This window comes from Roseobacter weihaiensis (genome assembly GCF_020622345.1).
Lineage (GTDB): Bacteria > Pseudomonadota > Alphaproteobacteria > Rhodobacterales > Rhodobacteraceae > Roseobacter > Roseobacter weihaiensis.
Map to the genome: position 1 here is coordinate 18289 of NZ_JACNMO010000024.1, position 24892 is coordinate 43180.

Annotated in this window: 25 protein-coding genes; 7 read left to right on the top strand and 18 right to left on the bottom strand. The window is 62.7% G+C overall.

Going from position 1 to position 24892, the window contains the following annotated elements; all coding sequences use genetic code 11:
- Positions 1 to 169 precede the first annotated feature (169 nt).
- Entirely contained in the window at positions 170 to 847 is a 678-nt protein-coding gene (locus tag H7847_RS20535) for a hypothetical protein (RefSeq protein ID WP_227271360.1), read from the top strand.
- A gap of 6 nt (positions 848 to 853) precedes the next feature.
- Here H7847_RS20535 and H7847_RS20540 read toward each other — a convergent pair whose 3' ends face one another.
- The 16 genes from H7847_RS20540 to bchF form a co-directional block, all read right to left on the bottom strand.
- Positions 854 to 1087 carry a hypothetical protein gene (locus H7847_RS20540; RefSeq protein WP_227271361.1) on the bottom strand — a complete coding sequence of 78 codons (234 nt, stop codon included), beginning with the start codon at positions 1085 to 1087 and terminating at the stop codon, positions 854 to 856.
- Between the two features lie 243 nt (positions 1088 to 1330).
- Positions 1331 to 1777: a c-type cytochrome gene (locus tag H7847_RS20545; protein WP_227271362.1), complete on the bottom strand. Its 447-nt coding sequence runs from the start codon at positions 1775 to 1777 to the stop codon at positions 1331 to 1333.
- Between the two features lie 79 nt (positions 1778 to 1856).
- On the bottom strand, positions 1857 to 3071 hold the full coding sequence (hemA, locus tag H7847_RS20550; protein ID WP_227271363.1) for a 5-aminolevulinate synthase: 1215 nt from the start codon (positions 3069 to 3071) through the stop codon (positions 1857 to 1859).
- On the bottom strand, positions 3061 to 3876 hold the full coding sequence (gene puhE, locus H7847_RS20555; protein WP_227271364.1) for a putative photosynthetic complex assembly protein PuhE: 816 nt from the start codon (positions 3874 to 3876) through the stop codon (positions 3061 to 3063). Before puhE ends, hemA begins: the two co-directional genes overlap by 11 nt.
- 1 nt (position 3877) lies before the next feature.
- A complete protein-coding gene (acsF, locus tag H7847_RS20560) occupies positions 3878 to 4993 on the bottom strand; it encodes a magnesium-protoporphyrin IX monomethyl ester (oxidative) cyclase (protein WP_227271365.1) in 1116 nt (371 codons plus the stop codon).
- On the bottom strand, positions 4990 to 5286 hold the full coding sequence (locus H7847_RS20565; RefSeq protein ID WP_227271366.1) for a hypothetical protein: 297 nt from the start codon (positions 5284 to 5286) through the stop codon (positions 4990 to 4992). The genes acsF and H7847_RS20565 overlap by 4 nt, the downstream gene beginning before the upstream one ends.
- A 21-nt stretch (positions 5287 to 5307) precedes the next feature.
- A complete protein-coding gene (gene puhC / locus H7847_RS20570) occupies positions 5308 to 5778 on the bottom strand; it encodes a photosynthetic complex assembly protein PuhC (protein ID WP_227271367.1) in 471 nt (156 codons plus the stop codon).
- A 4-nt stretch (positions 5779 to 5782) separates the two neighbouring features.
- Positions 5783 to 6451: a photosynthetic complex putative assembly protein PuhB gene (puhB, locus tag H7847_RS20575; protein WP_227271368.1), complete on the bottom strand. Its 669-nt coding sequence runs from the start codon at positions 6449 to 6451 to the stop codon at positions 5783 to 5785.
- Between the two features lie 86 nt (positions 6452 to 6537).
- Positions 6538 to 7305, bottom strand: coding sequence for a photosynthetic reaction center subunit H (gene puhA / locus H7847_RS20580; RefSeq protein ID WP_227271369.1), 768 nt, complete (start codon positions 7303 to 7305; stop codon positions 6538 to 6540).
- A gap of 22 nt (positions 7306 to 7327) precedes the next feature.
- Positions 7328 to 8722 carry a PucC family protein gene (locus tag H7847_RS20585; protein ID WP_227271422.1) on the bottom strand — a complete coding sequence of 465 codons (1395 nt, stop codon included), beginning with the start codon at positions 8720 to 8722 and terminating at the stop codon, positions 7328 to 7330.
- Positions 8723 to 8757: 35 nt separating this feature from the next.
- Entirely contained in the window at positions 8758 to 9474 is a 717-nt protein-coding gene (gene bchM, locus H7847_RS20590) for a magnesium protoporphyrin IX methyltransferase (RefSeq protein WP_227271370.1), read from the bottom strand.
- A complete protein-coding gene (gene bchL / locus H7847_RS20595) occupies positions 9474 to 10373 on the bottom strand; it encodes a ferredoxin:protochlorophyllide reductase (ATP-dependent) iron-sulfur ATP-binding protein (RefSeq protein ID WP_227271371.1) in 900 nt (299 codons plus the stop codon). The genes bchM and bchL overlap by 1 nt, the downstream gene beginning before the upstream one ends.
- Before the next feature lie 54 nt (positions 10374 to 10427).
- The gene (locus H7847_RS20600; RefSeq protein WP_227271372.1) at positions 10428 to 14000 is read right to left on the bottom strand and encodes a magnesium chelatase subunit H; all 3573 of its coding nucleotides are present in this window, start codon (positions 13998 to 14000) and stop codon (positions 10428 to 10430) included.
- Positions 13990 to 15537 carry a ferredoxin:protochlorophyllide reductase (ATP-dependent) subunit B gene (gene bchB, locus H7847_RS20605; RefSeq protein ID WP_227271373.1) on the bottom strand — a complete coding sequence of 516 codons (1548 nt, stop codon included), beginning with the start codon at positions 15535 to 15537 and terminating at the stop codon, positions 13990 to 13992. The genes H7847_RS20600 and bchB overlap by 11 nt, the downstream gene beginning before the upstream one ends.
- Positions 15534 to 16820, bottom strand: coding sequence for a ferredoxin:protochlorophyllide reductase (ATP-dependent) subunit N (locus H7847_RS20610; protein WP_227271374.1), 1287 nt, complete (start codon positions 16818 to 16820; stop codon positions 15534 to 15536). Before H7847_RS20610 ends, bchB begins: the two co-directional genes overlap by 4 nt.
- The gene (bchF, locus tag H7847_RS20615; protein WP_227271375.1) at positions 16817 to 17329 is read right to left on the bottom strand and encodes a 2-vinyl bacteriochlorophyllide hydratase; all 513 of its coding nucleotides are present in this window, start codon (positions 17327 to 17329) and stop codon (positions 16817 to 16819) included. Before bchF ends, H7847_RS20610 begins: the two co-directional genes overlap by 4 nt.
- A gap of 316 nt (positions 17330 to 17645) precedes the next feature.
- On the opposite strand from bchF, the gene H7847_RS20620 reads away from it, so the two are divergent.
- The 6 genes from H7847_RS20620 to idi are packed head-to-tail and all read left to right on the top strand — an operon-like array spanning position 17646 to position 23816.
- Positions 17646 to 18422: a cobalamin B12-binding domain-containing protein gene (locus H7847_RS20620; protein WP_227271376.1), complete on the top strand. Its 777-nt coding sequence runs from the start codon at positions 17646 to 17648 to the stop codon at positions 18420 to 18422.
- Complete coding sequence (gene ppsR / locus H7847_RS20625) at positions 18419 to 19846, top strand: transcriptional regulator PpsR (RefSeq protein ID WP_227271377.1); 1428 nt, start codon at positions 18419 to 18421, stop codon at positions 19844 to 19846. The genes H7847_RS20620 and ppsR overlap by 4 nt, the downstream gene beginning before the upstream one ends.
- 54 nt (positions 19847 to 19900) lie before the next feature.
- Positions 19901 to 20800 (top strand): chlorophyll synthase ChlG, encoded by a 900-nt coding sequence (gene chlG, locus H7847_RS20630; RefSeq protein ID WP_227271378.1) that lies wholly within the window; start codon positions 19901 to 19903, stop codon positions 20798 to 20800.
- Positions 20800 to 22098 (top strand): BCD family MFS transporter, encoded by a 1299-nt coding sequence (locus H7847_RS20635; protein WP_227271379.1) that lies wholly within the window; start codon positions 20800 to 20802, stop codon positions 22096 to 22098. The genes chlG and H7847_RS20635 overlap by 1 nt, the downstream gene beginning before the upstream one ends.
- A 3-nt stretch (positions 22099 to 22101) precedes the next feature.
- A complete protein-coding gene (locus tag H7847_RS20640; protein WP_227271380.1) occupies positions 22102 to 23280 on the top strand; it encodes a geranylgeranyl diphosphate reductase in 1179 nt (392 codons plus the stop codon).
- Positions 23277 to 23816: an isopentenyl-diphosphate Delta-isomerase gene (idi, locus tag H7847_RS20645; RefSeq protein ID WP_227271381.1), complete on the top strand. Its 540-nt coding sequence runs from the start codon at positions 23277 to 23279 to the stop codon at positions 23814 to 23816. The genes H7847_RS20640 and idi overlap by 4 nt, the downstream gene beginning before the upstream one ends.
- Here the strand turns inward: idi and H7847_RS20650 are convergent, their stop codons facing one another.
- A complete protein-coding gene (locus H7847_RS20650) occupies positions 23817 to 24074 on the bottom strand; it encodes a hypothetical protein (RefSeq protein ID WP_227271382.1) in 258 nt (85 codons plus the stop codon). It abuts the gene before it with no gap.
- 165 nt (positions 24075 to 24239) lie between these two features.
- Entirely contained in the window at positions 24240 to 24890 is a 651-nt protein-coding gene (locus H7847_RS20655) for a LutC/YkgG family protein (RefSeq protein WP_227271383.1), read from the bottom strand.
- Between the last annotated feature and the right edge of the window lie 2 nt (positions 24891 to 24892).

A 24892-nucleotide genomic window follows, 5' to 3' on the forward strand; every position in this document is an offset into this window, starting at 1 on the left:
CGAACTCCAGACTTGACAGAATCGCCGTTTAGGACGCAAATCAGGGCAGGACGGTGAATAGCGTTGGAAATGAGCGCCCGTCTCCAAAAAAAGAGGCTGACCCATCAGCCCGTTCCCGAGGCACGACCGGCACATCCCGCGCCGGACATCATTGCAGCAAAGGCAGCCTATGCTTTCCACGAAACCTGTGGGCCGTGGCGCGGCTGCGCGTAAATACGATCTGCTCACGGCTCTTGGCGCTTTTGCATTGGCGCAGGACAAGTTTGACCAGCGACGCGCGCTCCGTCTGATGACCCTGATCACAGCAAGATACAATTGGGCCCGCGATGAGCTCGCCGTGGGCCAGCGCGAGATTGCCCGGCTCTGGTCCGTGGACGAACGTACCGTGAAACGCGAGATGGCGCTGTTGCGGGCGCGCGGCTGGCTGGTGGTCAGACGGCAGGGTGCGCGGGGCCGGGTCACGCAATACGGTCTGGGGATCGACCAGATCCTGCGGGACACAGAGCCGCAATGGCCCGCTGTAGGCTCTGATTTCGAGCTGCGCATGGGCGGCGCGGACCCTGCGAAGGTGGTGGCCCTGCCGGTGAGCGGCGCGGTGCCGGCCCCCGATATCACGTCAGGCACCGAATGGGCGCTGGCGCAGGCGCTGCTGCACGCCGAGGATGCCGCGAGCTACGCGGCGTGGCTCGCGGCACTGGAGCGGGCCGAGAGGGCAGGGGGGCGGCTGACGCTGCGGGCGCCGTCCCGGTTCCACGCGGTTTACGTGCAGACCCACCTGGAACGCCGCGTGCTGCTGGCCCTGCGCGAGATCGACGCGGAGATCAGCGAGCTGCGGGTGGTTGTGTAGCCGCGGCTAGCCCCAGCGGATCAGCCCGAGAATGGCAGAGCCGCCGTAGAAGGCCTGCAAAAGCAGGAAGGTCCAGCGCCGGTCGATCACCGCCCAGGCGGCAAAGAGGCTGGCCGAGAGCAGCAGCAGGGAAAACCCGACGATCTCATTGCCGGTATTGGAGGCGATCAGCACCGCGTAGACCATGGCGGAGACCGATCCGGTGATCTCGAACAAAGAGGTCAGCTTGCGTTTCTCCATGGGGCGGCTCCTGCGTGCGATCTGAAGGGGGATGCGTTTTTCCGTGGCCTATCGCGGGGCTCTCACGCGGACAAGCTGTTTATCGCGCACAAAAGTCTGAGGTGCTAATCCCGAAGAGCATCAAGCAGATCAACGAAAGAGAGTAGGGGGGCAGACGCTGCGCCATGATTGTGCCCGCTGCCGATACGTAAAACGCCGCCCCGATCTGGAGCGGCGTTCACGATCTTGGATGTCTCGGGGCGCTCAGCTGTCGGGCGCGGAGGCCAGCGATGCGAGGTAGGCAAAGAGATTGACCGCGTCCTCATCGCTCACGCGCTGTCTGGCCATGTTGCTGCGGCCATCTTCGCCGGTCTGCTCTTCGAGCCAGCCGGTCGGGTCTGCAAGGTAGGCGGCGAAGGTCTCTTCGGTGATGCGGATGTCCTGTGAGTTGGCGGCCATGCTAAGATCGGAGTAGTTAAAATCCTCGACCGATCCCATTGCCTTGTTGGTGATATTGTAAAGGTTTGGCCCAACGCGACCACTGCGGCCAGCCAGCGTGTTGCCGTCACCGTCAACCACCATGTGGCAGGCGGCGCACCGATTGAAAACCCGCTCACCGGCTTCGGGGTCACCGGATACGGCATCTCCCTGCGCAAAAGCGGGGGCTGCGGCAAATGTCATTGCGAGTATGGCTGCGAATGTCCGAGTCATCATTATCTCCTTCGTTGCTCGGGAAATAACGTAGGACTTCACGCGCAGAGTCAACAGTCACAATGCCGCTAGTGGGGTGTCAGGCCACCGCGTGCGAGATCGCGCATTGCTTCCACAGATCCTTGAGCGCCAGCACCAGATGTTCGATGTCCTCGACACTGTGCAGCGGCGAGGGGGTAAAGCGCAGCCGTTCCGTGCCTTTGGGCACTGTGGGATAGTTGATGGGCTGCACGTAGATGCCGTATTGCTGCATCAGATAATCCGCGATCATCCGGCATTTGACCGGGTCCTTGATCATCACCGGGATGATGTGACTGGGGTTTTCCAGATGCGGGATGCCCTCCTGATCGAGGCGCTTGCGCAGATAGGCCACGCGCTCGCGTTGCAGGATACGCTCCTGATCGGATTGCTTGAGGTGGCGGATCGAGGCCTGGGCGGCCGTGGCGACAGCCGGGGGCAGGGCGGTGGTAAAGATGAACCCGCTGGCAAACGACCGGATGAAGTCGCAGAGCGCTTCGGATCCGGTGATATAGCCCCCCACAACGCCGTAGGCTTTGCCCAGCGTCCCTTCGATGAGGGTGATGCGGTCCTGCAGCCCGTCACGCTCGGAGATGCCGCCGCCGCGGGGCCCGTAAAGGCCCACCGCGTGGACCTCGTCCAGATATGTCATGGCGCCGTGTTTCTCGGCCACCTCGACGATTTCCTGCATCGGGCAGATGTCGCCATCCATGGAATAGACGGATTCGAAGGCCACGATCTTGGGGCTGTTGGCGGGCAGGGCGGCAAGCTTGCGGTCCAGGTCTTCGGGGTCGTTGTGTTTCCACAGCACCTTGTTGGCGCGGGAATGGCGGATGCCTTCGATCATCGAGGCGTGGTTCAGCTCGTCCGAGAGGATCACCGCATCCGGCAGACGGCTGCCCAATGTGGACAAAGCGGCCCAGTTAGAGACATATCCGGAGGTGAAGAGCAGCGCATCCTCCTTGTGGTGCAGGTCGGCCAGTTCGGCCTCCAGCCGCTTGTGGGCGTGGTTGGTGCCCGAGATGTTGCGCGTGCCACCCGCGCCCGCCCCGCAGCGGTCGATGGCGTCCTTCATGGCGTTGATCACCGTGGGGTGCTGGCCCATGCCCAGATAGTCGTTTGAGCACCAGACCGTCACCTGATCGGGACTGTCCGGGTCGTGGCACCGGGCCTGGGGGAAAGCGCCGGCCTTGCGTTCCAGTTCCGCGAAGATGCGATAGTTGCCATCTTCTTTCAGTGTATCGAGTTGGGCTTGGAACAATCTATCAAAGTCCATGGTGTCCCCCTTTTAGTGTCGTTGGTTTGGGTGTTGGTTGTTTGGGCGCCGGGAGCATCCAGCGCCAGAGTTTTTCATCCGGGATCGGCAGAACCATCACCCAGTGTTCGAGAAGGGCCAGTGCGGTGATGGCGGCCAGCAGGGCAAAGCCGATGATCTGGCCGTCGGTCTCGGCCCCGTGGATCCGTTCCAGCCAGCAGGCGGTGGCAAAGGTCAGGGCGGAGACGGAGATCGGGAACAGCCAGTTCAGCGGTCTGATCCGGAAATAGGTCGAAAGGTGCTTGAGCTCGCCGGGGAGGAAGTCGACGTTGATATGCGGCACGCCGAGATAGAGGTTCAGCTTGGCCGAGAGCCGCGCAAAGAACAGGATTGCAAAGGTCCAGAGCCCAAAGATGTTGGGATAGTTCCACCCGATGAGCAGCAGCGTGATGAGCGTGGCCACCAGCAGCATCTCGTGATAGGCCAGCGTGCCCCAGGCGCGGATGAACCGTTCCCATTCGGGTGCGTCGGGGCGCAGCGGGTAGGCGTTGGGTCCGGTCACAACGCCAGTGAGGAAGGCCAGCTCGATCCAGCCCCAGATCAGAATGGCGGAGAGGAAGGCCACACAGGCCCCCAGGATGGAGGCGTCGCCGAGGCTGGCCCAGAACCCCCAGACCCCAAGGCCCGCCATCGGCAGGCCCCAGAGGGTGGCGCGGCGACCTGCGCCGCCCCCTTTGCGGTCCGCCGTCTTCACGACCCACAGGATCGCCCCCGTGGAAAACCACCAGACAAAAAGGGCCAGAAGGGAGGCGGTCCAGACGGTCATCTCAGTACGAAGGCTCCAACCGGGTAACGGCGGGCACCTTGTGCTGTTTCGCCGGGATCGTGATGAGGGCGATAAACGCTTTCACCGCGCGGAACTGTGCCCCCAGCTTGCCAAAGAAGCGGCCTTCGGCGGCGGCCTCCGCCAGATCGGCATTGGCTTTCTGCATCTTCTCCAGATTGGGCTGCCAGCGCGGATGATCGATATCCAGCGTGATCGGAAAGATCTGCTCGGTCAGCTTGGAGGTTTTGGTAAAGACCTCGTGGGCGTACCAGTCCGGGTCCACGCCGAGCGCCTTGTGGAAGGCCGGGCGCTGGTGGTCGCGCACATACATCGTGGAATAGACCGCCGTGAGGAAGAACTTGATCCAGTAGACGTTCATGCCCTTGGTCAGCTTCGGGTCGGTCTTCATCAGCAGGGCAAAGGCCTCGCCGTGGCTGAACTCGTCGTTGCACCACTCCTCGAACCACTTGAAGATCGGGTGGAACCGGTGCTGCGGGTTTTCCTGCAGATGGCGGAAAATGGTGATGTAACGGGCATAGCCGATCTTTTCCGACAGGTAGGTCGCATAGTAGATGAACTTGGGCCGGAAGTAGGTGTATTTCTTTTTCTGCGTCAGGAACCCGAGGTTCACCGCCACACCCGCTTCGCGCAGCGCATCGTTGATGAAACCCGCGTGCCGCGCCTCGTCGCGCGCCATCAGCTGGAAAAGCTGCGTGATGTCCTTGTTGTTGCCGCGGCGTTTCATCTCCTTGTAGAGGACGCAGCCCGAGAATTCGGCCGTGCACGACGAGATCAGGAAGTCGATGAACTCCTTTTTCAACTGAGGCTCCATCCCGTCCCAGTCGACGTGATCCCAGTCTTCGTTCTTTTTGAAATGCCCCTTGTTGGGGTCGGACACCATCTGCGCGATCAGCTTGTCCCATTCCTCGCGCACGCCCGACACGTCAATGGCGTCGAGTTCGTCAAAATCGGTGGTGTAAAAGCGCGGCGTCAGCAGCGTGTTCTGCATCGCCACCTCGGTGGCGGAGGTGCTGTCGATCACGGATTGGGATTCCTGCAGCTTCAGGCTTTCCTCGGCATCGGTGATATCGGCGGTGTGGGTGGGTCTGACATTCATAGCGTGACCTCCTCTGAAAAGGAAAATTCGCAAAGCTCCATAACCTCGAAATCCCCCGTCAGGCGGGTCCAGAGGCGCTCAAGCTTGCTGGCGCGGATGATCGTGGCGTCGCGGTCCTCGGAGATGACCTCTCCGAAGGGGGCCATGATTTCCGGCCCATGCACCTGCACTTCGTCACCGGGGTAGATCACGGCCCCGTTGTTGAACCGAACATGCGCATGCAGGCTTTCGAATTTATGGCTGATCTCGACCGTGCAGGGGGCACGTTCGATGTCCTTTGTCAGTAGTCCCATGAGGTGGCTTCCTTTCTGGGTTCAGGGTTGGTCCAGCAGTCTGGCGAAGACGCGGGAGTTGGAGGCGCCGAAGCCCATGAGCTCGGCAGACCATCCGGTGACGGGGTCGGTAATGGAGAGGCGGTTGCCCGCGCGCAGCTGCAGCAGCACCGGGGCTGACATGTCCGTGCCGGAAAGGCCGCGGTTGCGGGCAATCACGCGTTCGATACCGGCAACAAAGCCGCCCTTGTCGGAGGGGAAGTCGGCGATCAGCGCGCCCGTGGTGCCGTCGAGCACGCGGGCCGCGCCGGAGGCATCTCCGGAGAGGTGGATGGCGCGTTCGCGGATCACTTCGCCCGCGGGGGGCGTGTTCTGCACCGGGCGCCCCGTGAGGGTGGCGATGCTGACGATCAGCAGCACCAGTGCGACCAGGGTGAACATGGCCCGCACCAGAAGGCGGGGCACCAGTTCTTCGGGCTTGGCGTGAATGCGGGGCTGAGCTTGTGTGTTCATGGGGCTACTCCGCTGCAACGGCGCTGGCACGGGGGCTCGTGCGCGCGATTTTTGGCATTGCGATTCGCGCCTCTGCCGCCTCAGACAGCAGGGCCGCGACCTTTTCCGCGTCGGGAATACAGCGCAGCGCCGGTTGTGGTTCCTTTATAAACCAAGGCCGCACGTGAGGCCAGCAAACGAGGTACGAAAGACGCGTGTCTCCCATCGTTTCCAGGGCGATGGTGCCGGTCCCGTTTTTGCGCAGGTCCAGCATGGCGTTGCTGACCTGCACGTAAGGGATATTGAGCGTGATCGTCAGCGCCGCCCCGATCCGCATGACCACGCGGGCGTCCGTCACCGTGTACATCGTGGCGCGGGCCTGGGCGACCGCCACGAGGGTCAGCAACCCACAGGTCACCAGACCCAGGATCATGAAGGGCACTGCCGCGCCCACCGCCTGTCCCAGCGGCAACAGATCCAGTTGCGACACGAAGCGCCAGAGCGACAGCAGGATGAAATAGCCCGCAACCCATTTCACATTGAGCGATTCAACCGCCAGACGCCACCAGTCGGGCCGACCCTGCCAGAGGATCTGCTCGCCCTTGGGCGGTTCTGCGGGAAGCCCCTCAACGGGCTCTATCTCAAAATCGTCATGCCCGTGGGCGGGCCGGCTGTTCGTTGGGTGGTGAGACATGGCGAGTATCTCCTCCTGTTGCGGTTTCGTGTCCAATAGGCCCCGACCGGGGGGTGACCCCGATCGGCGGCGCGGGTGTCAGATCCTCAGAGCTTCGGTTCCTGGCGGGTGCCGGCATAGAGCTTGCCGCCGCCGTAGTAGCCGGAGATCTTGTCTTCCTCGAGCAGCGTCACCTGACGCGGGCTCGCGATGGTCGGCACGGTGGCAAAGTGCTTGCCGTAAAGCGCGTGCACGTTGACCCGGTCCGATTTGATCTTGGCAAAGGTCATCGGCAGCAGGCGGGTGCCGGAGCCCCATTTGCTGTCCAGTTCCAGTTCCAGATAGCGGACAAGCTGTTCCGGCTCGTCGATCCACATATCGGTGATCTTGCCGACGATCTCCTTGTCGCCTGCAACGACAGGCAGGCCGCGCGGGTCGCGTCCGGCCGAGACGATGAAGCCTTCGGCGGCAGACATCGGTACGATCTTGGGATGGCCGTGGCCGTCAAGCTCCGGTGCGTCGCGGCGCGGGGCCCAGCTTGCCGGACCGACACCGTCGAGCATCGGGTCGCCCGTGGGTTCCAGCGGATAGCCATTGCCGGGGCCCACCCGTTTCAGTGCAATGTCCGCCCGCTCAGGCGTCTGACCGCTTGGCACGGTCACTTCGCCGCGGCCGTGGGGCAGCTTGAAGGTCTTGTCTTCGGGCAGCGGCCACATGCTGGGGTTGGACGAGGGGTTTCCTTCGTCGTCTTCCAGCGGATAGCCTTCGCGCATGTTCTCGCGCTGGATCCAGATCACAAGGGCTGCAAAGAAGATGTAGAACAGCCAGAGAGACAGGCTGGCCAGATCAAATTCGCCAAAGAATGTTCCAGTCATGTTGTTTCCTCCTGAAACGGGGTCATGTTGGGAAATCGGCCAGGCCCAGCGGGCGCGACCCTTTTTCCGTCGGGGTGAGGGGGCCACTTTGGCGCACGAGCGGTCCCAGGATCACGAGAGTGACAAAGAGCAGGCCAATCTCGGTATGGTAGACGAATGAATAGCCGGTGGCAGGCGACATCAGCGCTTCGCCCCAGGCGCCGGACATGGCCACGGAATCGACCCAGTCGCGCAAACTGCCACCGATGGCGATCGAGAGGCCCGCGGCAGTGGCCTGTGCCGCCCCCCAGGCCCCCAGCGCCAGCCCGCGCCCGGCGGTGCCGGTTTCGGGCAGGGTCATGCAGGCGGTCAGCGTAGCCACGGCAAAAAGTCCGCCGCCAAAGCCGATCAGGGCGGCCCCGGCGAAAAACAGCGTGGGCGAGTTCATGGGGGCGGCAAAGATCACCACCGAAAAGGCCCAGATCCCGGCCAGGATGCCAGCGCCCGCCAGCCGGAAGGCGTTCGAGCCCGCCGCCAGCCGTTTGCCCGCGAGCGCAAAGCCTGCGAGCGCGCCCAGCGACCACATCGCCGTCAGCAGCGTGGTGGAGGAAACCGACAGGCCGAGGATTTCGCCACCGTAGGGTTCGAGCAGCACATCCTGCATGTTGAACGCCATGGTCCCGATAAAGATGCAGACCAGCAGGCGCCCGGCCTGACCGCCCGTCATGAAGTCATTCCAGGCGTCCGAGAACCGGGGGCGCGGTGTCTCGCGGTCGGCGCGGCTCATCGGTTGCAGGCTTTCCTGTTTCCACAGGGCAATGAGGTTCAGCACCACGGTCACAACGGCGGTGGCCTGCACCACCTGAATGAGCTTGAGCGGGGTAAAGTCGCGCAGCAGGAACCCGATGATCAGCGACGAAATACCCATGCCCACCAGGAACATCACGTAGAGCAGGGCAACCACGCGGGGGCGGGTTTCATCCGTGGCGCGGTCGGAGGCCAGCGCGAGGCCCGCGGTCTGCGTCATATGCATGCCGAGGCCGGTCATCAGGAAGGCCAGCGCGGCGAGGATTTCCCCGGCAAAGGGCAGCTCGATATAGACGTCACCCCCCAGTACCAGAAGCGTCGAGGGCATGATCGCCAGCCCACCGAACTGCCAGAGCGTGCCGAACCAGATGTAGGGCACCCGCTTCCACCCGATGGCGGAGCGGTGCGTGTCGGAGCGGAACCCCAGCAGCGTGCGGAAGGGCGCGATCAGCACCGGCAGGGCGATCATCACCGCGACGATCATGGCCGGTACGCTCAGCTCCACGATCATGACCCGGTTCAGCGTGCCCAGCAGCATCACGGCGGCCATGCCCACGGAGACCTGAAACAGCGAGAGCCGCAGCAATTGCGACAGCGGCAGATCGGCACTGGCCGCATCCGAGAAGGGCATCGCCTTGAGCGACAGTCTTTTGAGGCCCGATGCCCTCACGTCTGCACCTCCATCAGCTGCGAGATGTAAAAGCCGGAAGAGATCCGGTCAACAGGCCGAACGCTACCGATAACCCCTTGATTTTGAGCGGCAATTGCCAGTTTTCCCGCGTCGTGCGGGATCATCACCGGGCTGCGGTCCGAGCGGGGAAAGAGCTTGCCCGCGTACCACATTGCCATCAGCGCGCGGGTGCGCGGCGCAACCGTAAAGACGATGCGGCCGTCGGTGCGATGCTCCAGCCCGTGGAGCGCGCGCGCGATGTCCTCAGCGTCGTAATAGATCAGACTGTCCATCGCCAGGACGTAGTCGAACCGCCCCAGCGACGCACAGAGCATATCGCCGGAGGTAAAAGTGACCTGGCGTCGGTATTCCTGCGGCAGGCGGTCCTCGGCGATCTGCACCAGCGCGGGCGAGATATCGGTGGCGAGCACCTCCGCGCCGCGCTTGGCCAGCTCAATGGTCATCTGCCCCGCGCCGCACCCGGCATCCAGCACCCGTGCGCCGGTCAGATCGGCGGGCAGGCGGCTCAGCATCAGATTGCGCATCCGGTCGCGCCCGGCCCGCACCGTCTGGCGAATCTTCGAGACCGGCGCGTCAGAGGTCAGCCGCTCCCAGGTGCGGGTGGCGGTCTGGTCAAAATAGGTCTCTACCCGGTTCAGCGTGGCGCTGTACCGGGGAGCGGCCGTGTCAGAGAGGGTGACCTCATCGCGCATCAATCAAATCCCAGAAGCTCAAAGATATCCCGGTCCGGCAGCGGGGCCGGGGCCAGCGGCTCTGTCCCGTTCCACAGGGTTTCGGCCAGGCGGATGTATTCCTTGCGGACCTGAACGATCTCTTCGTCGTCAGCCATCTCGAACAGCGTCTTTTTCTTGAGCCGCGAGCGGCGGATCGCATCCAGATCGGGCATATGCGCAATGCGGTTGAAGCCCACGGTCTTGCAGTAGCGGTCCACCTCGTCGGTTTCACGCGAGCGGTTGGCCACACAGCCGGCCAGCCGGACCTTGTAGTTGGCTGATTTGGCCTGCACGGCGGCGATGATGCGGTTCATCGCGTAGATGCTGTCGAAATCGTTGGCGGTGACGATCAGGGCACGGTCGGCATGTTGCAGGGGGGCGGCAAACCCGCCGCACACCACATCGCCCAGGACGTCAAAGATCACCACGTCGGTATCTTCCAGCAGGTGGTGCTGCTTGAGCAGTTTCACCGTCTGGCCCACAACATAGCCGCCACAGCCGGTGCCGGCGGGCGGCCCCCCGGCCTCGACGCATTTCACACCGTTGAAACCTTCGAAGACAAAATCTTCGGCGCGCAGCTCTTCGGGGTGGAAATCCACGTCCTTGAGGATGTCGATGACCGTGGGCACAAGGCTGCCGGTCAGGGTAAAGGTGCTGTCGTGCTTGGGATCGCAGCCGATCTGAAGCACCCGTTTGCCCAGCATCGAAAACGCTGCCGAGAGGTTCGAGGATGTCGTGGATTTGCCGATCCCGCCTTTCCCGTAGACGGAAAAGACCTTGGCCCCCTCGATCTTGGCGCTGTCGTCCTGATGCACCTGCACCGATCCTTCGCCGTCTTGTCCGCGCAAGGTCGGTGGCGTTCTGTCCAATGGGCTCATGTCATCGTCCTTTCCAAGGGGCGCATTCCCCGGTTTGTGTTTTGGTCGCGAGGATCATTGCGCTGCGATCCCTTCGAGCTGGTCCTCAAGCGCGTCGGCTGCCTCTTGCAAGGCGGCCAGCGTGTCGGCGTCGGGGCTCCAGTATTTGCGGTCATGTGCTTCGAGCAGCCGGTTGGCCATGCGGCTCGAGGCGGTCGGGTTGAGATCAGCGAGCCGCTGGCGCATCTCGGCATCCAGCACGAAGGTCTCGGAAATCCGCTGGTAGACCCAAGGGTCGACCTGACCGGTGGTGGCCGACCAGCCCATGGTGTTGGTCACCTGCGCTTCGATCTGGCGGACGCCTTCGGCGCCATGCTTGAGCAGCCCCTCGAAAAACTTCGGATTGAGGCTGCGCGAGCGGGTTTCCAGGGCGACCTGTTCCTTGAGCGTGCGGACCTTGCCCGCCCCGCGGGTCTGGTCGCCGATGTAGACCGCCGCGTCAGAGCCCTTGGCGCGTTTCACCGCGCGGGCGATGCCGCCCAGCGTGTCAAAATAATGATCCACCGTCGTGACACCAAGCTCGACCGATTCAAGGTTCTGATAGGCCACATCGACCTCGGCGAGCGTCGCCTGCAGCAGATCGGCATTGGCTGCGGCCTTGCCATCGGTGCCATAGGCAAAGCTCTTGCGCGCCTCATAGGCGTCAGCCAGTTCGTCCTCATCGCCAAAGGCGGAGCTGTCGACCAGTTGGTTGACGTTGGAGCCATAGGCCCCTTCGGCGTTGGAAAAGACCCGCAGCGCGGCCTCCTGCAGGGTGCAACCGGCCTTCTCGGCATAGGCCAGCGCATGGGCGCGGATGAAGTTCTGCTCCAGCGGTTCCTCGGCCAGGGCGCATTTCTGCGCGGCCTCGGCCAGCATCCGGGTCTGCAAGGGCAGAAGATCGCGGAAAATCCCCGACAGCGTCATGATGACATCGACGCGGGGGCGGCCGAGGTCTTCCAGCGGAACAAGATCGGCCCCGGCCAGGCGGCCAAAGCTGTCAAAGCGGGGGGTGCAGCCCATCAGCGCCAGCGCCTGCGCAATCGGGCCGCCGTCGGATTTGATGTTGTCGCTGCCCCAAAGCACCAGCGCGACGGTGCGCGGCAGGGTGTCGTGGGTGTCCAGCAGCAGTTGCGCCTGTCGGGCTCCGTCCTGACACGCATAAGCGGTCGGCATGCGGAAGGGGTCAAAGGCATGGATGTTGCGCCCCGTGGGCAGGATGTCGGCGGACCGGATCAGATCGCCACCTGGGACCGGCTCGATATAGCGGGCCGAGAGCGCCCGGCTGAGCGCCTCCAGTTCGGTGTCTTCCTGCAGCATCCGATCGACGCGGTCGCGGGTCTCGTCATCCGCATGCTCCATGACTGCGAGGTAGTCGGCGCGGGCCGCATCGCTGAGCGGCTGGCCGACGATGTGCAACCCGTCGGGGATCAGGGCGTCTTCGGTCTCCAGCAGCTTGAGCCAGAGCGCATCGGGGGCGGTCTCGCCCAGATCAACGGCCTCGGCCTGCACCGCGATCAGCGCTTCCAGTTCGTCCCGTTCGGGGGAGGCGGCGTCAAGGCTGCGCCAACGCGTCAGACTGTCTTTCAGCTCCAACAGCCCTTTGTAGAGACCGGAAGCGGCCAACGGCGGGGTGAGATGCGTGATAGTCACAGCCCCCGAGCGCCGCTTGGCGAGGGTCGCTTCGGAAGGGTTGTTGGCGGCATAGAGATAAATATTCGGCATCTCGCCGATCAGCCGGTCGGGCCAGTCGTAGGCCCCCATGCCCGCCTGCTTGCCCGGCATGAACTCAAGGGCCCCATGCATGCCGAAATGCAGGATCGCATCCGCTTTCAGCGTGTTCTTGAGCCACAGGTAGAAGGTGACAAAGGCATGCGTGGGGGCGAAACCTTTTTCAAAGAGCAGCCGCATCGGGTCGCCTTCGTAGCCAAAGGTGGGCTGCACGCCGACAAAGACCTTGCCGAAATGCGCGCCCAGCACAAAGACGCCGCGCCCGTCGGACTGGATACGGCCGGGGGCCGGGCCCCAGACGGCCTCAATGGCGGCCAGTGGCGGGGTGGTTCTGACGATGGTATCGGCGCTGACGTGGTCTGCGACATTGGCCTCCTGGCCGTATTGGCTGGCGTTGCCTTGCAGGACGCGGGCGCGCAGATCATCGACCGTGTCGGGCACCTCAACCGTGTAGCCATCCGCCTTGAGGCGATGTAAGATATTGAAAAGGCTCTCAAAAACACTCAGGTAGGCGGCTGTGCCAACGGCACCGGCATTGGGCGGGAAGCCAAAGAGAACGATGCCGACGGTCTTGTCTGCATTGGCCTTGCGCCGCAGTCCGGCCAGCCGCGCGGTCTTTTCCACCAGGCTCTCGATGCGTTCAACGCAAGGCGCCATGGCCTTGCAGTCAGAGGCGCGCGGGCAGTTGTAATGACACCCGTCGCAGCCTTCCTCGCCATGTCGTCCGGCAAAGACCGTGGGGTTGGTGGCGCCGTCCAGTTCCGGCAGGGCGATGAGCATCGTCGTCTCGATGGGGCCGAGCCCCTGAGCGGAGGCGGTCCATTGCCCGAGGGTCTGGAATTCCAGCGGGTGGGCGGCGATGTAGGGCACATCAAGCGCTTTGAGCACCTCGATCGCGGCGTCGTTATCGTTGTACGCGGGGCCGCCGACCAGTGAGAACCCGGTCAGCGAGACCAGCGCATCAACTGTCGCCCCCTGCGCATCGCGGAAATAGGCCTCGATGGCTGGGCGCCCGTCGAGACCCCCCGCAAAGGCGGCGCGCACCGCGATACCGCGCGCCTCAAAGGCCCGGATCACGGCGTCATAATGGGCGGTATCCGACGACAGCACGTAGGATCGCATCATCAGCAGCCCGACAGTGGTCGTGGCGTCCTTGGGGACGGGCAGGGCGCTGATGTCCGTGGTGATCCGCTCGGGCAGGTCGGGGTGATACAGACCGGAATCGGGGTAGTCGATGGGGGCTGCGGCCTCGGGCGCTTTGGCCCAGCCGGTGTCTTTTGCGTAGCGGTTGAGCAAAAAGCGCAGCATCGCCTCGACGTTGTCATCAGAGCCGCCGAGCCAGTATTGCATGGTCAGGAACCAGGCGCGCAGATCCTGGCTCTTGCCGGGGATAAAGCGCAGGATTTTGGGCAGGCGGCGCAGCAATGCCATCTTGTCCGCGCCCGAAGAACTGGAAGGCTTGGAGGAGCCGCGCAGCTTTTTCATCAGCTTCATGGTGCCCGACTGCGGCGCCATCATATCGAGCGATCCCATGCGGGTCAGCTTGACGATGGCGGCATCGGCAATCACGCCGATCATTGCGTCACATTCGTCGCGACGCCTCTCAAGGCTGGGCAGGATGCGGGCGACGTGTTCTTCGAGAAAGAGCAGGTTAGCCACGACGATGTCGCCGGTCTCGACAGCTTCGCGGGCGGCCTCGAAAGACCCCGGTGTTTCGCCCCATTCGGCGGCTGCGTGGATGGAGATGCTCAGACCCGGATAGTCCATCGCCAGGCGGTCCGCGGCCCGCATGGCAGGGCCTGCGGCATGGCTGTCCAGCGTCAGGATCACGACGCGGTAGCCGGGCAGGGCGCCCTTTATCATGCCGTCATCGCGCATAATGGGCCTTTGCCTCGTAGAGGGTTTCGACGCTGATCTCATCGACGCCGCGTTCACTGGCGAAGGTTTCGGTATTGCGCCGTGCCTTGCCGCGCACGAAGAAGGGGATTTTTTTCAGCTCTTTTTCAGCCGCCGGGAGCCAGACGACGGAAACGGGACCAGCGGGGCCGGCCTCGGGCGGCATTGAGCCCCCCGCGTCCGGCGTGGACGCCTGCGGCGCCACCGGCGCGTGGCCACCATGGTGCGAGGGACCTGCCGCATCGTGGAATTCAAAATCATCGCGGAACATATGCAGCAGGTGTTCTTCAAGGCCCATCACAAGCGGATGCACCCAGGTGTCAAAGAGCACATTTGCCCCCTCGATCCCCATTTGCGGGCTGTAGCGGGCGGGGAAATCCTGCACATGCACGGGCGCGGAGATCACGGCACAGGGAATGCCCAGCCGTTTGCCGATGTGCCGTTCCATCTGGGTACCGAGAATCATCTCGGGCTGCAGCGCCTCAATGGCGCGCTCGACCTCAAGATAGTCGTCGGTGATCAGCGCCTCGACGCCATAGTCGCGGGCCAGCGCCCGGACCGGGCGTGCCATCTCACGGTTATAGCACCCCAGGCCAACCACCTCGAACCCCATTTCGTCGCGCGCGACCCGCGCGGCGGCAACAACATGGGTGCCGTCGCCAAAGAGAAAGACGCGTTTGCCGGTCAGATAGGTGCTGTCGACGGATTTCGAGTACCAGGGCAGGCGCAGGCGGCTGTCATCGAGATAGGGCGCGACCCCGGTGAGAGCTGCGACCTCGGCCACGAAATCGCGGGTGGCGCCGACGCCGATGGGCACGATCTTGGTGTAGGGTTGGCCCAGCTCGCGTTCCAGCCAGCGGGCGGCGGATTCGGCGGTTTCGGGATACATCAGCACATTGAAATGCGCCGCCCCCATCCGCGCGATATCACTGGGCGAAGCGGTCATCGGAGCCACCACATTCACGCTGATGCCCATGTCTGACAGCAGGCTGGTGATTTCGGTAATGTCGTCGCGGTGCCGGAACCCCAGCGCGGTCGGCCCGATCAGGTTGCAGCTTACTTGCGCGCTGCGCGCCATCGGTTTGGCCAATGTGCGCACGATCTGAAAGAAGGTCTCATCCGCGCCGAAGTTTTCCTTGCGCTGGTAGCTGGGCAGCTCCAGCGGGATCACGGGCACCGGGATGCCCATCGTCTCGGCCATGCCGCCGGGGTCGTCCTGGATCAGTTCTGCCGTGCAGGAGGCCCCGACAATCAGCGCCTCGGGTTGGAACCGTTCATAGGCGTCCTGTAGCGACTGTTTGAAGAGATTCGCCGTATCAGAGCCAAGATCGCGCGCCTGGAATGTCGTGTAGCTGACCGGCGGGCGGTGGTCGCGCCGCTCGATCATGGTGAAAAGCAGATCGGCGTATGTATCGCCCTGCGGGGCGTGCAGCACGTAGTGCAGGCCGGTCATGCCGGTGGCGACGCGCATGGCCCCCACATGGGGCGGGCCCTCGTATGTCCAGACCGTGAGCTTCATTCGGCGGCCTCCACCTTGAGCAGGTCCGCCCGGCGCACAGGCCGCGAGAAGAGCCCGGCGAGATCGCCTGCCTGTTCGTAGAAATGCACCGGGGTAAAGACCAGCTCGATCGCCCATTTGGTGGCGAGGCCTTCCGCCTCGAGCGGGTTGGCCAGACCGAGACCGCAGACCGTGAGGTCGGGGCGCGCGGCGCGGCAACGGTCAAGCTGCAGATCGACATCCTGACCTTCGGAAATCGTGGGGCCCTGGGCGAGCATGTCCAGATCCGGGCCGATGATGCCCTTATGGACGAAGGGGGAGCCCACCTCGACCGCCTCCATGCCGCATTCACGGGTCAGAAAGCGCGCCAGCGGTATCTCCAACTGGCTGTCGGGGAAGAAAAAGATCGACTTGCCGCGCAGCATTTCGGAGGCCTGCGCGATGGCCTTGCGCGCGCGGGCACGGGGGGCGTCGGTGACCCGCGCAAAGGTCTCGGGATCGACGCCGAACTCATCGGCGATGGCCCGCAACCAGGCGGTTGTGCCCTCTTCGCCAAAGGGGAAGGGGGCAGGCAGGTGGCGCGCGCCGCGCCGTTCCAGGGCGGCATGGGTATCGCCGAGGAAGGGTTGTGTCAGGGCAAAGACGGTGTTTTCGCCGCAACCCAGGTCGCTTTCCGCCCGGGGCGCGGGGAGCACCTTGATCGGGCCGATGCCCATTTCTTCCAGCAAGGAGACGGCCTGCTCTTCGACCACATCGGGCAGCGCCCCCACCAGCAGCAACTGCCGCGTGTCGGTCTCGGGCAGCACGGGCACCATGCAGGCGAGGCAGGCGTCTTCGCCCTGGGTGAATGTTGTCTCGATACCGGAGCCCGAGAAATTCAGCACCCGCACCGAGGGTGCGTAGCGCTCCGTCATGCGTTCAGCGGCGCGGCTGAGGTCGAGCTTGATGACTTCGGAGGGGCAGGACCCGACGAGAAAGAGCTGTTTGATATCGGTGCGACGGGCCAGAAGCTGATCGACCACCTTGTCGAGCTCTTCCTGTGCATCGGCAAGCCCGGCAAGATCGGTTTCCTCCAGAATCGCGGTGCCAAAGCGCGGTTCGGCAAAAATCATCACGCCTGCGGCGGATTGCAGAAGATGCGCACAGGTGCGGCTGCCGACCACCAGAAAGAACGCATCCTGCATCTTGCGGTGCAGCCAGATGATTCCCGTCAGGCCGCAGAAGACTTCGCGCTGGCCGCGCTGTTTTAGAATCGGTTCTTCACGGCAGCCGCCGCTGGCTGGAATACGAGGCAGTTCGGTCATGCGGGGACCTCCGAAGCGGGGCTTGATGCCGCTGCAGCCTGCAGGCGCGCGGCGCGCAATTTGAGGACAAACTGGATGGCGTTGATGACGTAGGCGGCATAGGCGGCCAGTGCCAAAATCATCAGCGAGGTGGTGCTCATCGCCGCGGTGAAAAGCGCCCAGAGATAGGCGGTGTGCAGCGCGATAACGGCGAAGGAAAAGACGTCCTCCCAAAAGAAAGCGGGCGCGAAAAGGTATTGACCGAAAACGATTTTTTCCCAAATCGCACCGGTCACCATGATGAGGTAAAGGATCATGGTCTTGGCCACGATGGACCATGTCGCGATCACGTAGCCTTCGCCGTTCCAAAGGTAGCGGATCACCAGCACGAGAGAGACCAGAAAGACCAGGAATTGCAGCGGGGCCAGCACGCCCTGAATGGTTGTCCAGACGGTGGCATCCCTGCGCGCGCGTTCCTCTGCCGTGTACAAGCCGACCGGTACCGAATTTCGCGCCGAATGTCCGTGCATTTAGGGAGTCACCTTTGCTGCCATCTGGAACAAAGCTAGCGGCTTTCGCAGAAAAGTGTCAACTAAAACTTACACTGCCGAAGCGGTTTGTTTACAGTTGGGTTTTGCCCCAAAAATGGGCGAATGAGCGGTAAACCCTACAATAATTGAATAAATGCTCGATTTCCTGCTGATTTTTCTATGCCGAGCAGGTAAAAACTGTCAATTTGATTTGACATTTGCCTGTCAAGGGTAGACGATTTTCGCCATACCGACTCTGTGCAGGCCTCTGCTTGTGCGTTCCAAGGAAAGAGTTGGCCGAGGATGAGCCATGTCGATGGACGATCAAATTGACCCGCGTGGCGTTCAGCGCAATCGACCCGAACACGTAGATGCGCTCGCGTCGACCGTTATATCTGTCCTGAGGGGCAGGCAGGTCGTTTCCTGTGAGGGCCTGCGCCAGTTTGTACTCGATCACATGGTGCGTCTGACATTGGCGTCAAGTGGCTTTTCGGCGGCGGACCTGTTGGCGGAGTTGCGCGGCCACCGGCTGACCGTGGATGCCATCATTGATCTTTACGTCCCTGCCACCGCCCGCCTGCTGGGCGAGCTCTGGGTGGACGACAGGATCAGTTTTGCCGAGGTCACCATCGGGGTCATGCGCCTGCAGGCGCTCCTGAGCGAGGCCACGGCGACGACAGGGTTCACGTCTCCTACAGAAGAGGCAGAGCTGAACACGCTGGTCGTGGTGCCAAATGACGAACAGCACTTTCTGGGGGCGAGCGTTGTGGCAGGCCAGATGCGCCGCATGGGCTGCGATGTCGCGATGTCCTACGACGAAGATGCTGCGACCCTGACCACGCGACTGATGCAGGGTATCCCCGACCTTGTGCTGATTACCTGCGCACGGCGAGAGACCCTTGAAAGTGTTGCGCGAACGGTGCAGACAATCCGAACCGCCGCCCCAACAGGTCCGATTGTGGCCGTCGGCGGTGCGATGAAGATGAAAGAAAAAGACGTGATTGATTTGACGGGCGCCGATATCGTAACGAATGTCGCTGAGGAAGCGGTCGCATATTGTACGAAGCGCAAGATTTCTCAGAAATTTTTATGAAAACCGGCGGCAACACTTTTTGGAGCAGCGGATCAGTACCGCTGATTGAGCCGGAATTTCTCAGTAGTATTATTGGGGCCGCCGCGGATATCGCGCTGGTCGTATCGGCTGAGGCGATCATCCTGTCGGTTGTCATCAATCAACACAGCGAGTCCTTTGGCAATCTCAAGCACTGGGAGGGGCGCCCGATTGCCGATTTCCTGACGCGCGAGTCCATTCCCAAATTTGAAAAGGCCCATGCCTCCTATCTGGTTGGCGAGGTGCCCAAAAAGCAATTGGAGCTGAATCACACTGACAATGCCGTTTGGCAATATCCTGTCCGCTATACCTTTCACCGGTTCGGTCAGGAGAATGCAGCCCTGTTGCTGGGCCGTGATTTGCGCCCGATTGCCGAGACGCAACAGCAGCTGGTGCAGGCCCAGATCGCTCTGGAGCAAGGCTATGAAGCGCGCCGCGAATTTGATGCGCGGTACCGGGTGCTGTTGGCCAACATCAAACAGGCGGTGGTTTTTGTCTCCGTTCAGAGCGGGCGGGTCGAAGATGCCAATGAGGCGGCGGCCACGCTGCTGGGGCTGAGCACGGATGCCCTGCGCGGCAGCGCGTTCGCCCAGAATTTCGCGGACCGCTCCAGTGTGGAGCTGACGGAAAGCCTGATGAACGCGACGCTTGCCGAAGAGGGCGGGCGCGTGACCCTGACGGCCAGCCGCACGAAGGCCACGATCATCGCCTACCCTGTTGTGTTCCGCGCTGGCGGGCAGCGGGTTCTGATGTGCCGTCTGGCCATCGAAGGGGAGGAGAAGAGTGCACCCGATACCGCCTCTGAACATGCCTTGGCGCTTTTCCGGGCGGGCAGTGATGCCATGCTCTTCATGTCGCCCAAGGGCAACATCGTCTCTGTAAACGAAAGCTTCCTCGATCTGGTGGGGGCCGCGCATTTGTCTGACGTTGTGGGCCGCAGTCTTGGCGATTTTCTTGGCCGGGGTCAGATTGATCTGGCCGTGCTGACCGACCAGCCGCAACGGTCGGGGCGTATGAAGATTTATGCCACCAAGCTGATCAACGATCTCGGCACGCGTCTGGCGGTGGAGATTTCCGCAACCCATCTGGTCGACAGTGATGTGCCCGCCATCGGGTGCATTATCAGGGACGTCAGCCGGGCGGAGACCGCCCGCGCGGCCACGGGCGGCGGCGGGGCGGCACAGGTTCCGGCCGAGCCTGCACGCAATGTCATGGATCTGGTCGGTTCGGCCTCGCTCAAGGATATCGTGGCTGAAACGACGGATGTGGTCGAGAAGATGTGCATCGAGACAGCGGTCGAACTCACCGGGAATAATCGGGTGGCGGCGGCTGAAATGCTGGGCCTGTCCCGGCAAAGCCTTTACGTGAAGCTGCGCAAATACGGTCTGCTGAGTAAAAACGGCTAGTTTGACGCGCCAGACCCTATTGCACCGACTCAAAGTGTCAGCCATAGTTGACACATGTCTGTCACTCAGATCATACAGTCGCGGCGATATCCGGAGCCCGCAGCCGCCTTGCGGCTTATCAAGCCGATCACCTGGTTCCCGCCGATGTGGGCCTATCTTTGTGGGGTTGTCTCCTCTGGCGTGTGGCCTGCCGGGCAATGGGGTCTGGTGATCCTTGGTGTTGTTCTCGCGGGGCCGATTGTCTGCGGGATGAGCCAGGCGGCCAATGACTGGTGCGACCGCCATGTCGATGCGATCAATGAACCCGACAGACCGATTCCTTCGGGGCGCATTCCGGGCCGTTGGGGATTGTGGATCGCCCTGGCGATGACAGCTCTTTCGCTTCTCGTGGGCTGGCAGCTTGGCCCTTGGGGCTTTGGGGCGACGGTGGTGGGCGTGCTGGCGGCCTGGGCCTATTCGGTCGAACCCATCCGCCTGAAACGCTCCGGCTGGTGGGGCCCGGGGCTGGTGGGGCTCAGCTACGAGACCCTGCCGTGGTTCACCGGTGCTGCCGTCCTGAGTGCGGGCGCGCCGAGCTTACCTGTTATCACGGTCGCATTGCTTTATGGGATTGGCGCGCATGGGATCATGACGCTGAATGATTTCAAGGCCTTGGAAGGCGACCGGCAGATGGGAGTGAATTCCCTGCCCGTGACGCTGGGGCCGGTGCGGGCCGCGCAGGTGGCCTGCATTGTGATGGCGGTGCCGCAGGCCATTGTCGTGGGGCTTTTGTTTTTCTGGGACAAGCCGCTGCATGCCGCAGGGGTCGGTGCGGTTTTGCTGCTGCAATTCTGGGCCATGACCGTGATGTTCAAGGACCCCAAGGCCAAAGCGCCCTGGTATAACGGCACCGGCGTGCTGCTTTATATCAGTGGGATGATGGTCACCGCCTTTGCCGTGCGGGGGCTGATCTGATGCTGAGCTGGTTTGGCATTGCGCGGCTGGGGTTGGTGCAGATGTCGCTGGGCGCGATTGTCGTGCTGACCACGGCGACAATGAACCGGGTGATGGTGGTCGAGTTGGCGATGCCCGCGATCCTGCCGGGTCTGTTGGTCTCCCTATACTACGGCACCCAGTTCTTGCGCCCGCGCTTTGGCCATGGGGCCGATCAGGGGGGGCGCCGTACCCCCTGGATTCTGGGCGGCGTTGCGCTGCTGGCCGCCGGCGCCATATCGGCTGCCCTTTCTGTCGGATTGATGGAGCGGGCGGCCTGGATGGGGATTGCGGCGGCGGTGCCGTCTTTCCTGTTGATTGGTCTGGGCATCGGCTCGGCAGGCACGAATCTGCTGGCGCTGTTGTCTACCCGCGTCAGTGCGGCGCGGCAGGCCCCGGCCGGCAGTCTGGTCTGGATCATGATGATCTTTGGCCTTGCCGCCACCGGCATCACCGCCGGCCTGTTGCTTGATCCTTACACGCACACACGTCTGGTTGTGGTGACGCTTGGGGTCTGCGCTGTGGCGCTCTGCCTGAGTGTTGTTGGCATCTGGGGGCAGGAGCGGGGTGAGAAACGTGTCATCGAAAAGAAGCAAGGCGACTTCCGCGGTGTGGTCCGTGCGCTCTGGACCGATCGGAGGGTGCGGATTTTCACCATTTTCGTCTTTGCCTCCATGCTGGCCTACAACCTGCAGGACCTCATTCTTGAACCCTTCGCGGGCCATGTCTTTGGCCTGTCGGTGGGCGAAAGCACCAAGCTGGGCGGCATGCACCACGCCGGGGCGCTTGCAGGGATGGTCACGGTGCTTTTTGCCGGTACGTTTCTGGCGCGCTGGGTGACCGTTTCCCTGCGGGTCTGGGTTGTCGGCGGCTGCCTTTTGTCCGGGGTTTCGCTGGGGGGGCTGGCCTATGGCGGCCTGCATGCGAGCACCTGGCCGATTGCGGCGAATGTCTTTGTTCTCGGCTTGGCCAATGGTGCTTTCGCCGTGGCGGCCATCGGCGCGATGATGGGCCTGGCCCGCGAAGGCGGCGATGGCAGTGAAGGTCTGCGCATGGGTCTTTTTGGCGCGGCACAGGCCATCGCCTTTGGGCTGGGGTCTTTTGCGGGCACCGCCATGGTCGACATCATGCGCCTGCTCACATCGATGGACGCGCTGGCTTACGGCAGCGTCTTTGCCTTCGAAGGTTTTGTTTTCTTGGTCGCGGCAGCCCTTGCGCTGCGGCTGACCTCACCCACCGCAGGCGCTGAGGCGCGACCTGCCCTGATGCCGGGAGAATGATCTATGTATGATGTTGTCGTTGTTGGAGGTGGCCCATCGGGGGCCACGGCAGCCCTTGATCTGGTCAATTCAGGCCATAAGGTCGCGTTGCTGGACCGCGAAGGGCGGATCAAGCCCTGCGGCGGGGCGATCCCGCCGCGTCTGATGCAGGATTTTCACATCACCGAAGATCAGCTTCTGGCCAAGGTGAACACCGCGCGCATGATCTCTCCCACCGGGCGGCATGTGGATATCCCCATCGAGAACGGCTTTGTCGGTATGGTGGATCGCAAGGAATTCGACCCCTTCCTGCGCGCCCGCGCAGCAGAGGCCGGGGCTGAATACTTCACCGGCACATTCGTGCGGATCGACCGCCCGGAGGGCACGCCCGTGGTGATCTACCGTGACAAGGCCACGCAGGAGGAACGCGAGTTGCCCTGCAAGCTGGTGATCGGGGCGGATGGTGCGAAATCCCGCGTCGGGCTGGCAGAGGTCAAGGACGCCGACAAGGTGCCGCTGGTCTTTGCCTATCACGAGATCATCAAGGCCCCGCCAAAATCCGCCATCTACGACCCCCAGCGCTGCGATGTCATTTATGACGGTGCGATTTCGCCCGATTTTTATGGTTGGGTTTTCCCGCATGGCAACAGCGCCAGCGTGGGCATGGGGACCGAGCAGTCCTCGGTCAACCTCAAGGAGGCGACAGCCGCCCTGCGTGTGGCCTCGGGTCTGGCGGATTGCGAAACCATTCGCAAGGAGGGTGCGCCGATCCCGCTGCGCCCGCTGGATCGGTGGGACAACGGCAAAGACGTGTTGCTGGCGGGCGATGCCGCGGGTGTCGTGGCCCCCAGTTCCGGCGAAGGCATCTATTATGCCATGGTCGGGGGTCGTGTGGCCGCCACGGCCTGTGCGGCCACGCTCGCCTCGGGCCGGGTCAAGGATCTGCGGCTGGCGCGGCAGCTTTTCATGAAAGAGCATAAAATGGTCTTTCGGGTGCTGGGTTCCATGCAGAATGCCTATTACCGCAGCGACGAGCGGCGCGAACGTTTTGTCTCACTCTGCCATGATATCGATGTGCAGCGGCTGACGTTCGAAGCCTATATGAACAAGAAGCTCGTCCGGGCGCGGCCCATGGCGCATCTGAAGATCGGCCTGAAAAACCTTGCGCATCTGACGGGCATTGTGGCAACGACACGTGTATGACCATCATGATCCCGGCCTGGGTCAACGGAAATCTGACCCCGGTTGAAAAACTCGAAGCCCATGTGAAGGGGCTGCGACACAAGGCGGTTTCCGTCTTTGTGCTCAAGGGCGACAAGGTGCTGATGCAGCAGCGCGCCCTGTGCAAATACCACACGCCCGGGCTCTGGACGAATACCTGCTGTACCCATCCCGCATGGGATGAGGCCCCCGGTGCCTGCGCGGTGCGTCGGCTGGACGACGAGCTGGGCCTCAAAGGTCTGACCCCGCACCACCGACACCATCTGGAGTACCGCGCCGAGGTGGGCGGTGGCCTGATCGAGCATGAGGTGGTCGATGTCTTTGTTGCCAATGCCGACGACAGCCTGCAGATCGACCCCAACCCCGAGGAGGTGATGGCGGTGGAATGGGTGCGGTTCCCAGATCTTTTGATCCAGGTCGAAAACGCGCCCGACCGGTTTACCCCGTGGCTGCGCATCTACCTGCGCGATCACGCCAAGACGATTTTTGGTAGCCTGGCCGAGACCGCCACCAGCTGACTATCTGCCTTTCCCACCCGCATCCGCACGCGCCGCCGACGCGCAGGAGCCCGGTTGATCCGGATCGCAGGTCCGATACGTCCCATTGCTTGACCGCACGCTATGGGTCACAGCGCTCCCATCAGGGCCGGCAATTGTCCGGGTACGCAGTTCAGTGGGCTGGCCATTCAGCTCGATTGTCTGAAACGTTTCGCTTTCGATCGTGGAGCAGGCGCCCAGCAGAAAAAGGGCCGCGCCCAGATATCCGGTCCGTGTCATTCTAAACTATCCTTTCTTGCCGAAAAGGCTTGTGAACATTTGAAAGACATGTGGTCGGACGTGGGAAAAATCGACAGTAATCGACCGTGGCCCACGGTGAAGTGATCCATGGCGGTTTTGTCGTGTTCCAGAGTTGGTCTGTGTAATCAACATTATGTTAAAAAATTAACTATCGATACAATATATATATATATGCATGTACCTTGGTCCATGTGCGCCGCGGACATTTCTGGCCTCGATATCAGCGGTGCCGCTGGTGCCTGTGATGATATTGAGGCTGCGCTGCTGGTCTGACGCCAAGGTGCCAAAACGCTCAAATGCATCCTCCATATGCGGCAGGATCGTGTCTTTACGGATGACGACCAGGTGATGCAACGGCAGAAAGTTCAGCAGCACCGGGGCATCCGGTGCGGATTGGAACACCAGCGAGCCGGTTTCCGCAATGCCCGCATCGGCAAATGTCACGGCCACGGGTTCGTCCATCCGGGCGCTTGCCGCAGTCTCAAACCCGGTCCAATCAAGCGCGGTCAGACTGTCGCGGGGCTGCAGCGCGATATGCTGTGCTAGGCCATTTTCCGTAAGATACGCGGCAATGGCGGCAGGCAACGCGCTCAGACCCGAAAGCGGTTCCACTGTTGCCGTGACGGTGTCGGACGTCGCCTTTGCCACAAACCTCTCATAGGTGGGCCGGTCGGGGAATGTCGCGCGAAACCCATCCGGTTCTGCGATCAGGGCGGCGGCAAGTTCAGCGATACCGGAGGGGTCGCCTTTCCCGTTGACCCGGTCGATCTTGGCAAGAATGGCGTCGCGGGACATCG

What these genes read in the sequence shown, in the direction of transcription:
- acsF (WP_227271365.1), bottom strand. Translation starts at nt 4,993, where the DNA reads ATGAATGTCAGACCCACCCACACCGCCGATATCACCGATGCCGAGGAA.
- puhA (WP_227271369.1), bottom strand. Translation starts at nt 7,305, where the DNA reads ATGACTGGAACATTCTTTGGCGAATTTGATCTGGCCAGCCTGTCTCTC.
- H7847_RS20620 (WP_227271376.1), top strand. Translation starts at nt 17,646, where the DNA reads ATGGACGATCAAATTGACCCGCGTGGCGTTCAGCGCAATCGACCCGAA.
- H7847_RS20650 (WP_227271382.1), bottom strand. Translation starts at nt 24,074, where the DNA reads ATGACACGGACCGGATATCTGGGCGCGGCCCTTTTTCTGCTGGGCGCC.
- puhC (WP_227271367.1), bottom strand. Translation starts at nt 5,778, where the DNA reads ATGAACACACAAGCTCAGCCCCGCATTCACGCCAAGCCCGAAGAACTG.
- H7847_RS20540 (WP_227271361.1), bottom strand. Translation starts at nt 1,087, where the DNA reads ATGGAGAAACGCAAGCTGACCTCTTTGTTCGAGATCACCGGATCGGTC.
- H7847_RS20565 (WP_227271366.1), bottom strand. Translation starts at nt 5,286, where the DNA reads ATGGGACTACTGACAAAGGACATCGAACGTGCCCCCTGCACGGTCGAG.
- H7847_RS20535 (WP_227271360.1), top strand. Translation starts at nt 170, where the DNA reads ATGCTTTCCACGAAACCTGTGGGCCGTGGCGCGGCTGCGCGTAAATAC.
- H7847_RS20600 (WP_227271372.1), bottom strand. Translation starts at nt 14,000, where the DNA reads ATGCGCGATGACGGCATGATAAAGGGCGCCCTGCCCGGCTACCGCGTC.
- bchM (WP_227271370.1), bottom strand. Translation starts at nt 9,474, where the DNA reads ATGCGCGATGAGGTCACCCTCTCTGACACGGCCGCTCCCCGGTACAGC.
- chlG (WP_227271378.1), top strand. Translation starts at nt 19,901, where the DNA reads ATGTCTGTCACTCAGATCATACAGTCGCGGCGATATCCGGAGCCCGCA.
- hemA (WP_227271363.1), bottom strand. Translation starts at nt 3,071, where the DNA reads ATGGACTTTGATAGATTGTTCCAAGCCCAACTCGATACACTGAAAGAA.
- H7847_RS20655 (WP_227271383.1), bottom strand. Translation starts at nt 24,890, where the DNA reads ATGTCCCGCGACGCCATTCTTGCCAAGATCGACCGGGTCAACGGGAAA.
- bchF (WP_227271375.1), bottom strand. Translation starts at nt 17,329, where the DNA reads ATGCACGGACATTCGGCGCGAAATTCGGTACCGGTCGGCTTGTACACG.
- puhB (WP_227271368.1), bottom strand. Translation starts at nt 6,451, where the DNA reads ATGTCTCACCACCCAACGAACAGCCGGCCCGCCCACGGGCATGACGAT.
- H7847_RS20610 (WP_227271374.1), bottom strand. Translation starts at nt 16,820, where the DNA reads ATGACCGAACTGCCTCGTATTCCAGCCAGCGGCGGCTGCCGTGAAGAA.
- H7847_RS20635 (WP_227271379.1), top strand. Translation starts at nt 20,800, where the DNA reads ATGCTGAGCTGGTTTGGCATTGCGCGGCTGGGGTTGGTGCAGATGTCG.
- idi (WP_227271381.1), top strand. Translation starts at nt 23,277, where the DNA reads ATGACCATCATGATCCCGGCCTGGGTCAACGGAAATCTGACCCCGGTT.
- puhE (WP_227271364.1), bottom strand. Translation starts at nt 3,876, where the DNA reads ATGACCGTCTGGACCGCCTCCCTTCTGGCCCTTTTTGTCTGGTGGTTT.
- H7847_RS20545 (WP_227271362.1), bottom strand. Translation starts at nt 1,777, where the DNA reads ATGACTCGGACATTCGCAGCCATACTCGCAATGACATTTGCCGCAGCC.
- ppsR (WP_227271377.1), top strand. Translation starts at nt 18,419, where the DNA reads ATGAAAACCGGCGGCAACACTTTTTGGAGCAGCGGATCAGTACCGCTG.
- bchL (WP_227271371.1), bottom strand. Translation starts at nt 10,373, where the DNA reads ATGAGCCCATTGGACAGAACGCCACCGACCTTGCGCGGACAAGACGGC.
- H7847_RS20585 (WP_227271422.1), bottom strand. Translation starts at nt 8,722, where the DNA reads ATGCCCTTCTCGGATGCGGCCAGTGCCGATCTGCCGCTGTCGCAATTG.
- H7847_RS20640 (WP_227271380.1), top strand. Translation starts at nt 22,102, where the DNA reads ATGTATGATGTTGTCGTTGTTGGAGGTGGCCCATCGGGGGCCACGGCA.
- bchB (WP_227271373.1), bottom strand. Translation starts at nt 15,537, where the DNA reads ATGAAGCTCACGGTCTGGACATACGAGGGCCCGCCCCATGTGGGGGCC.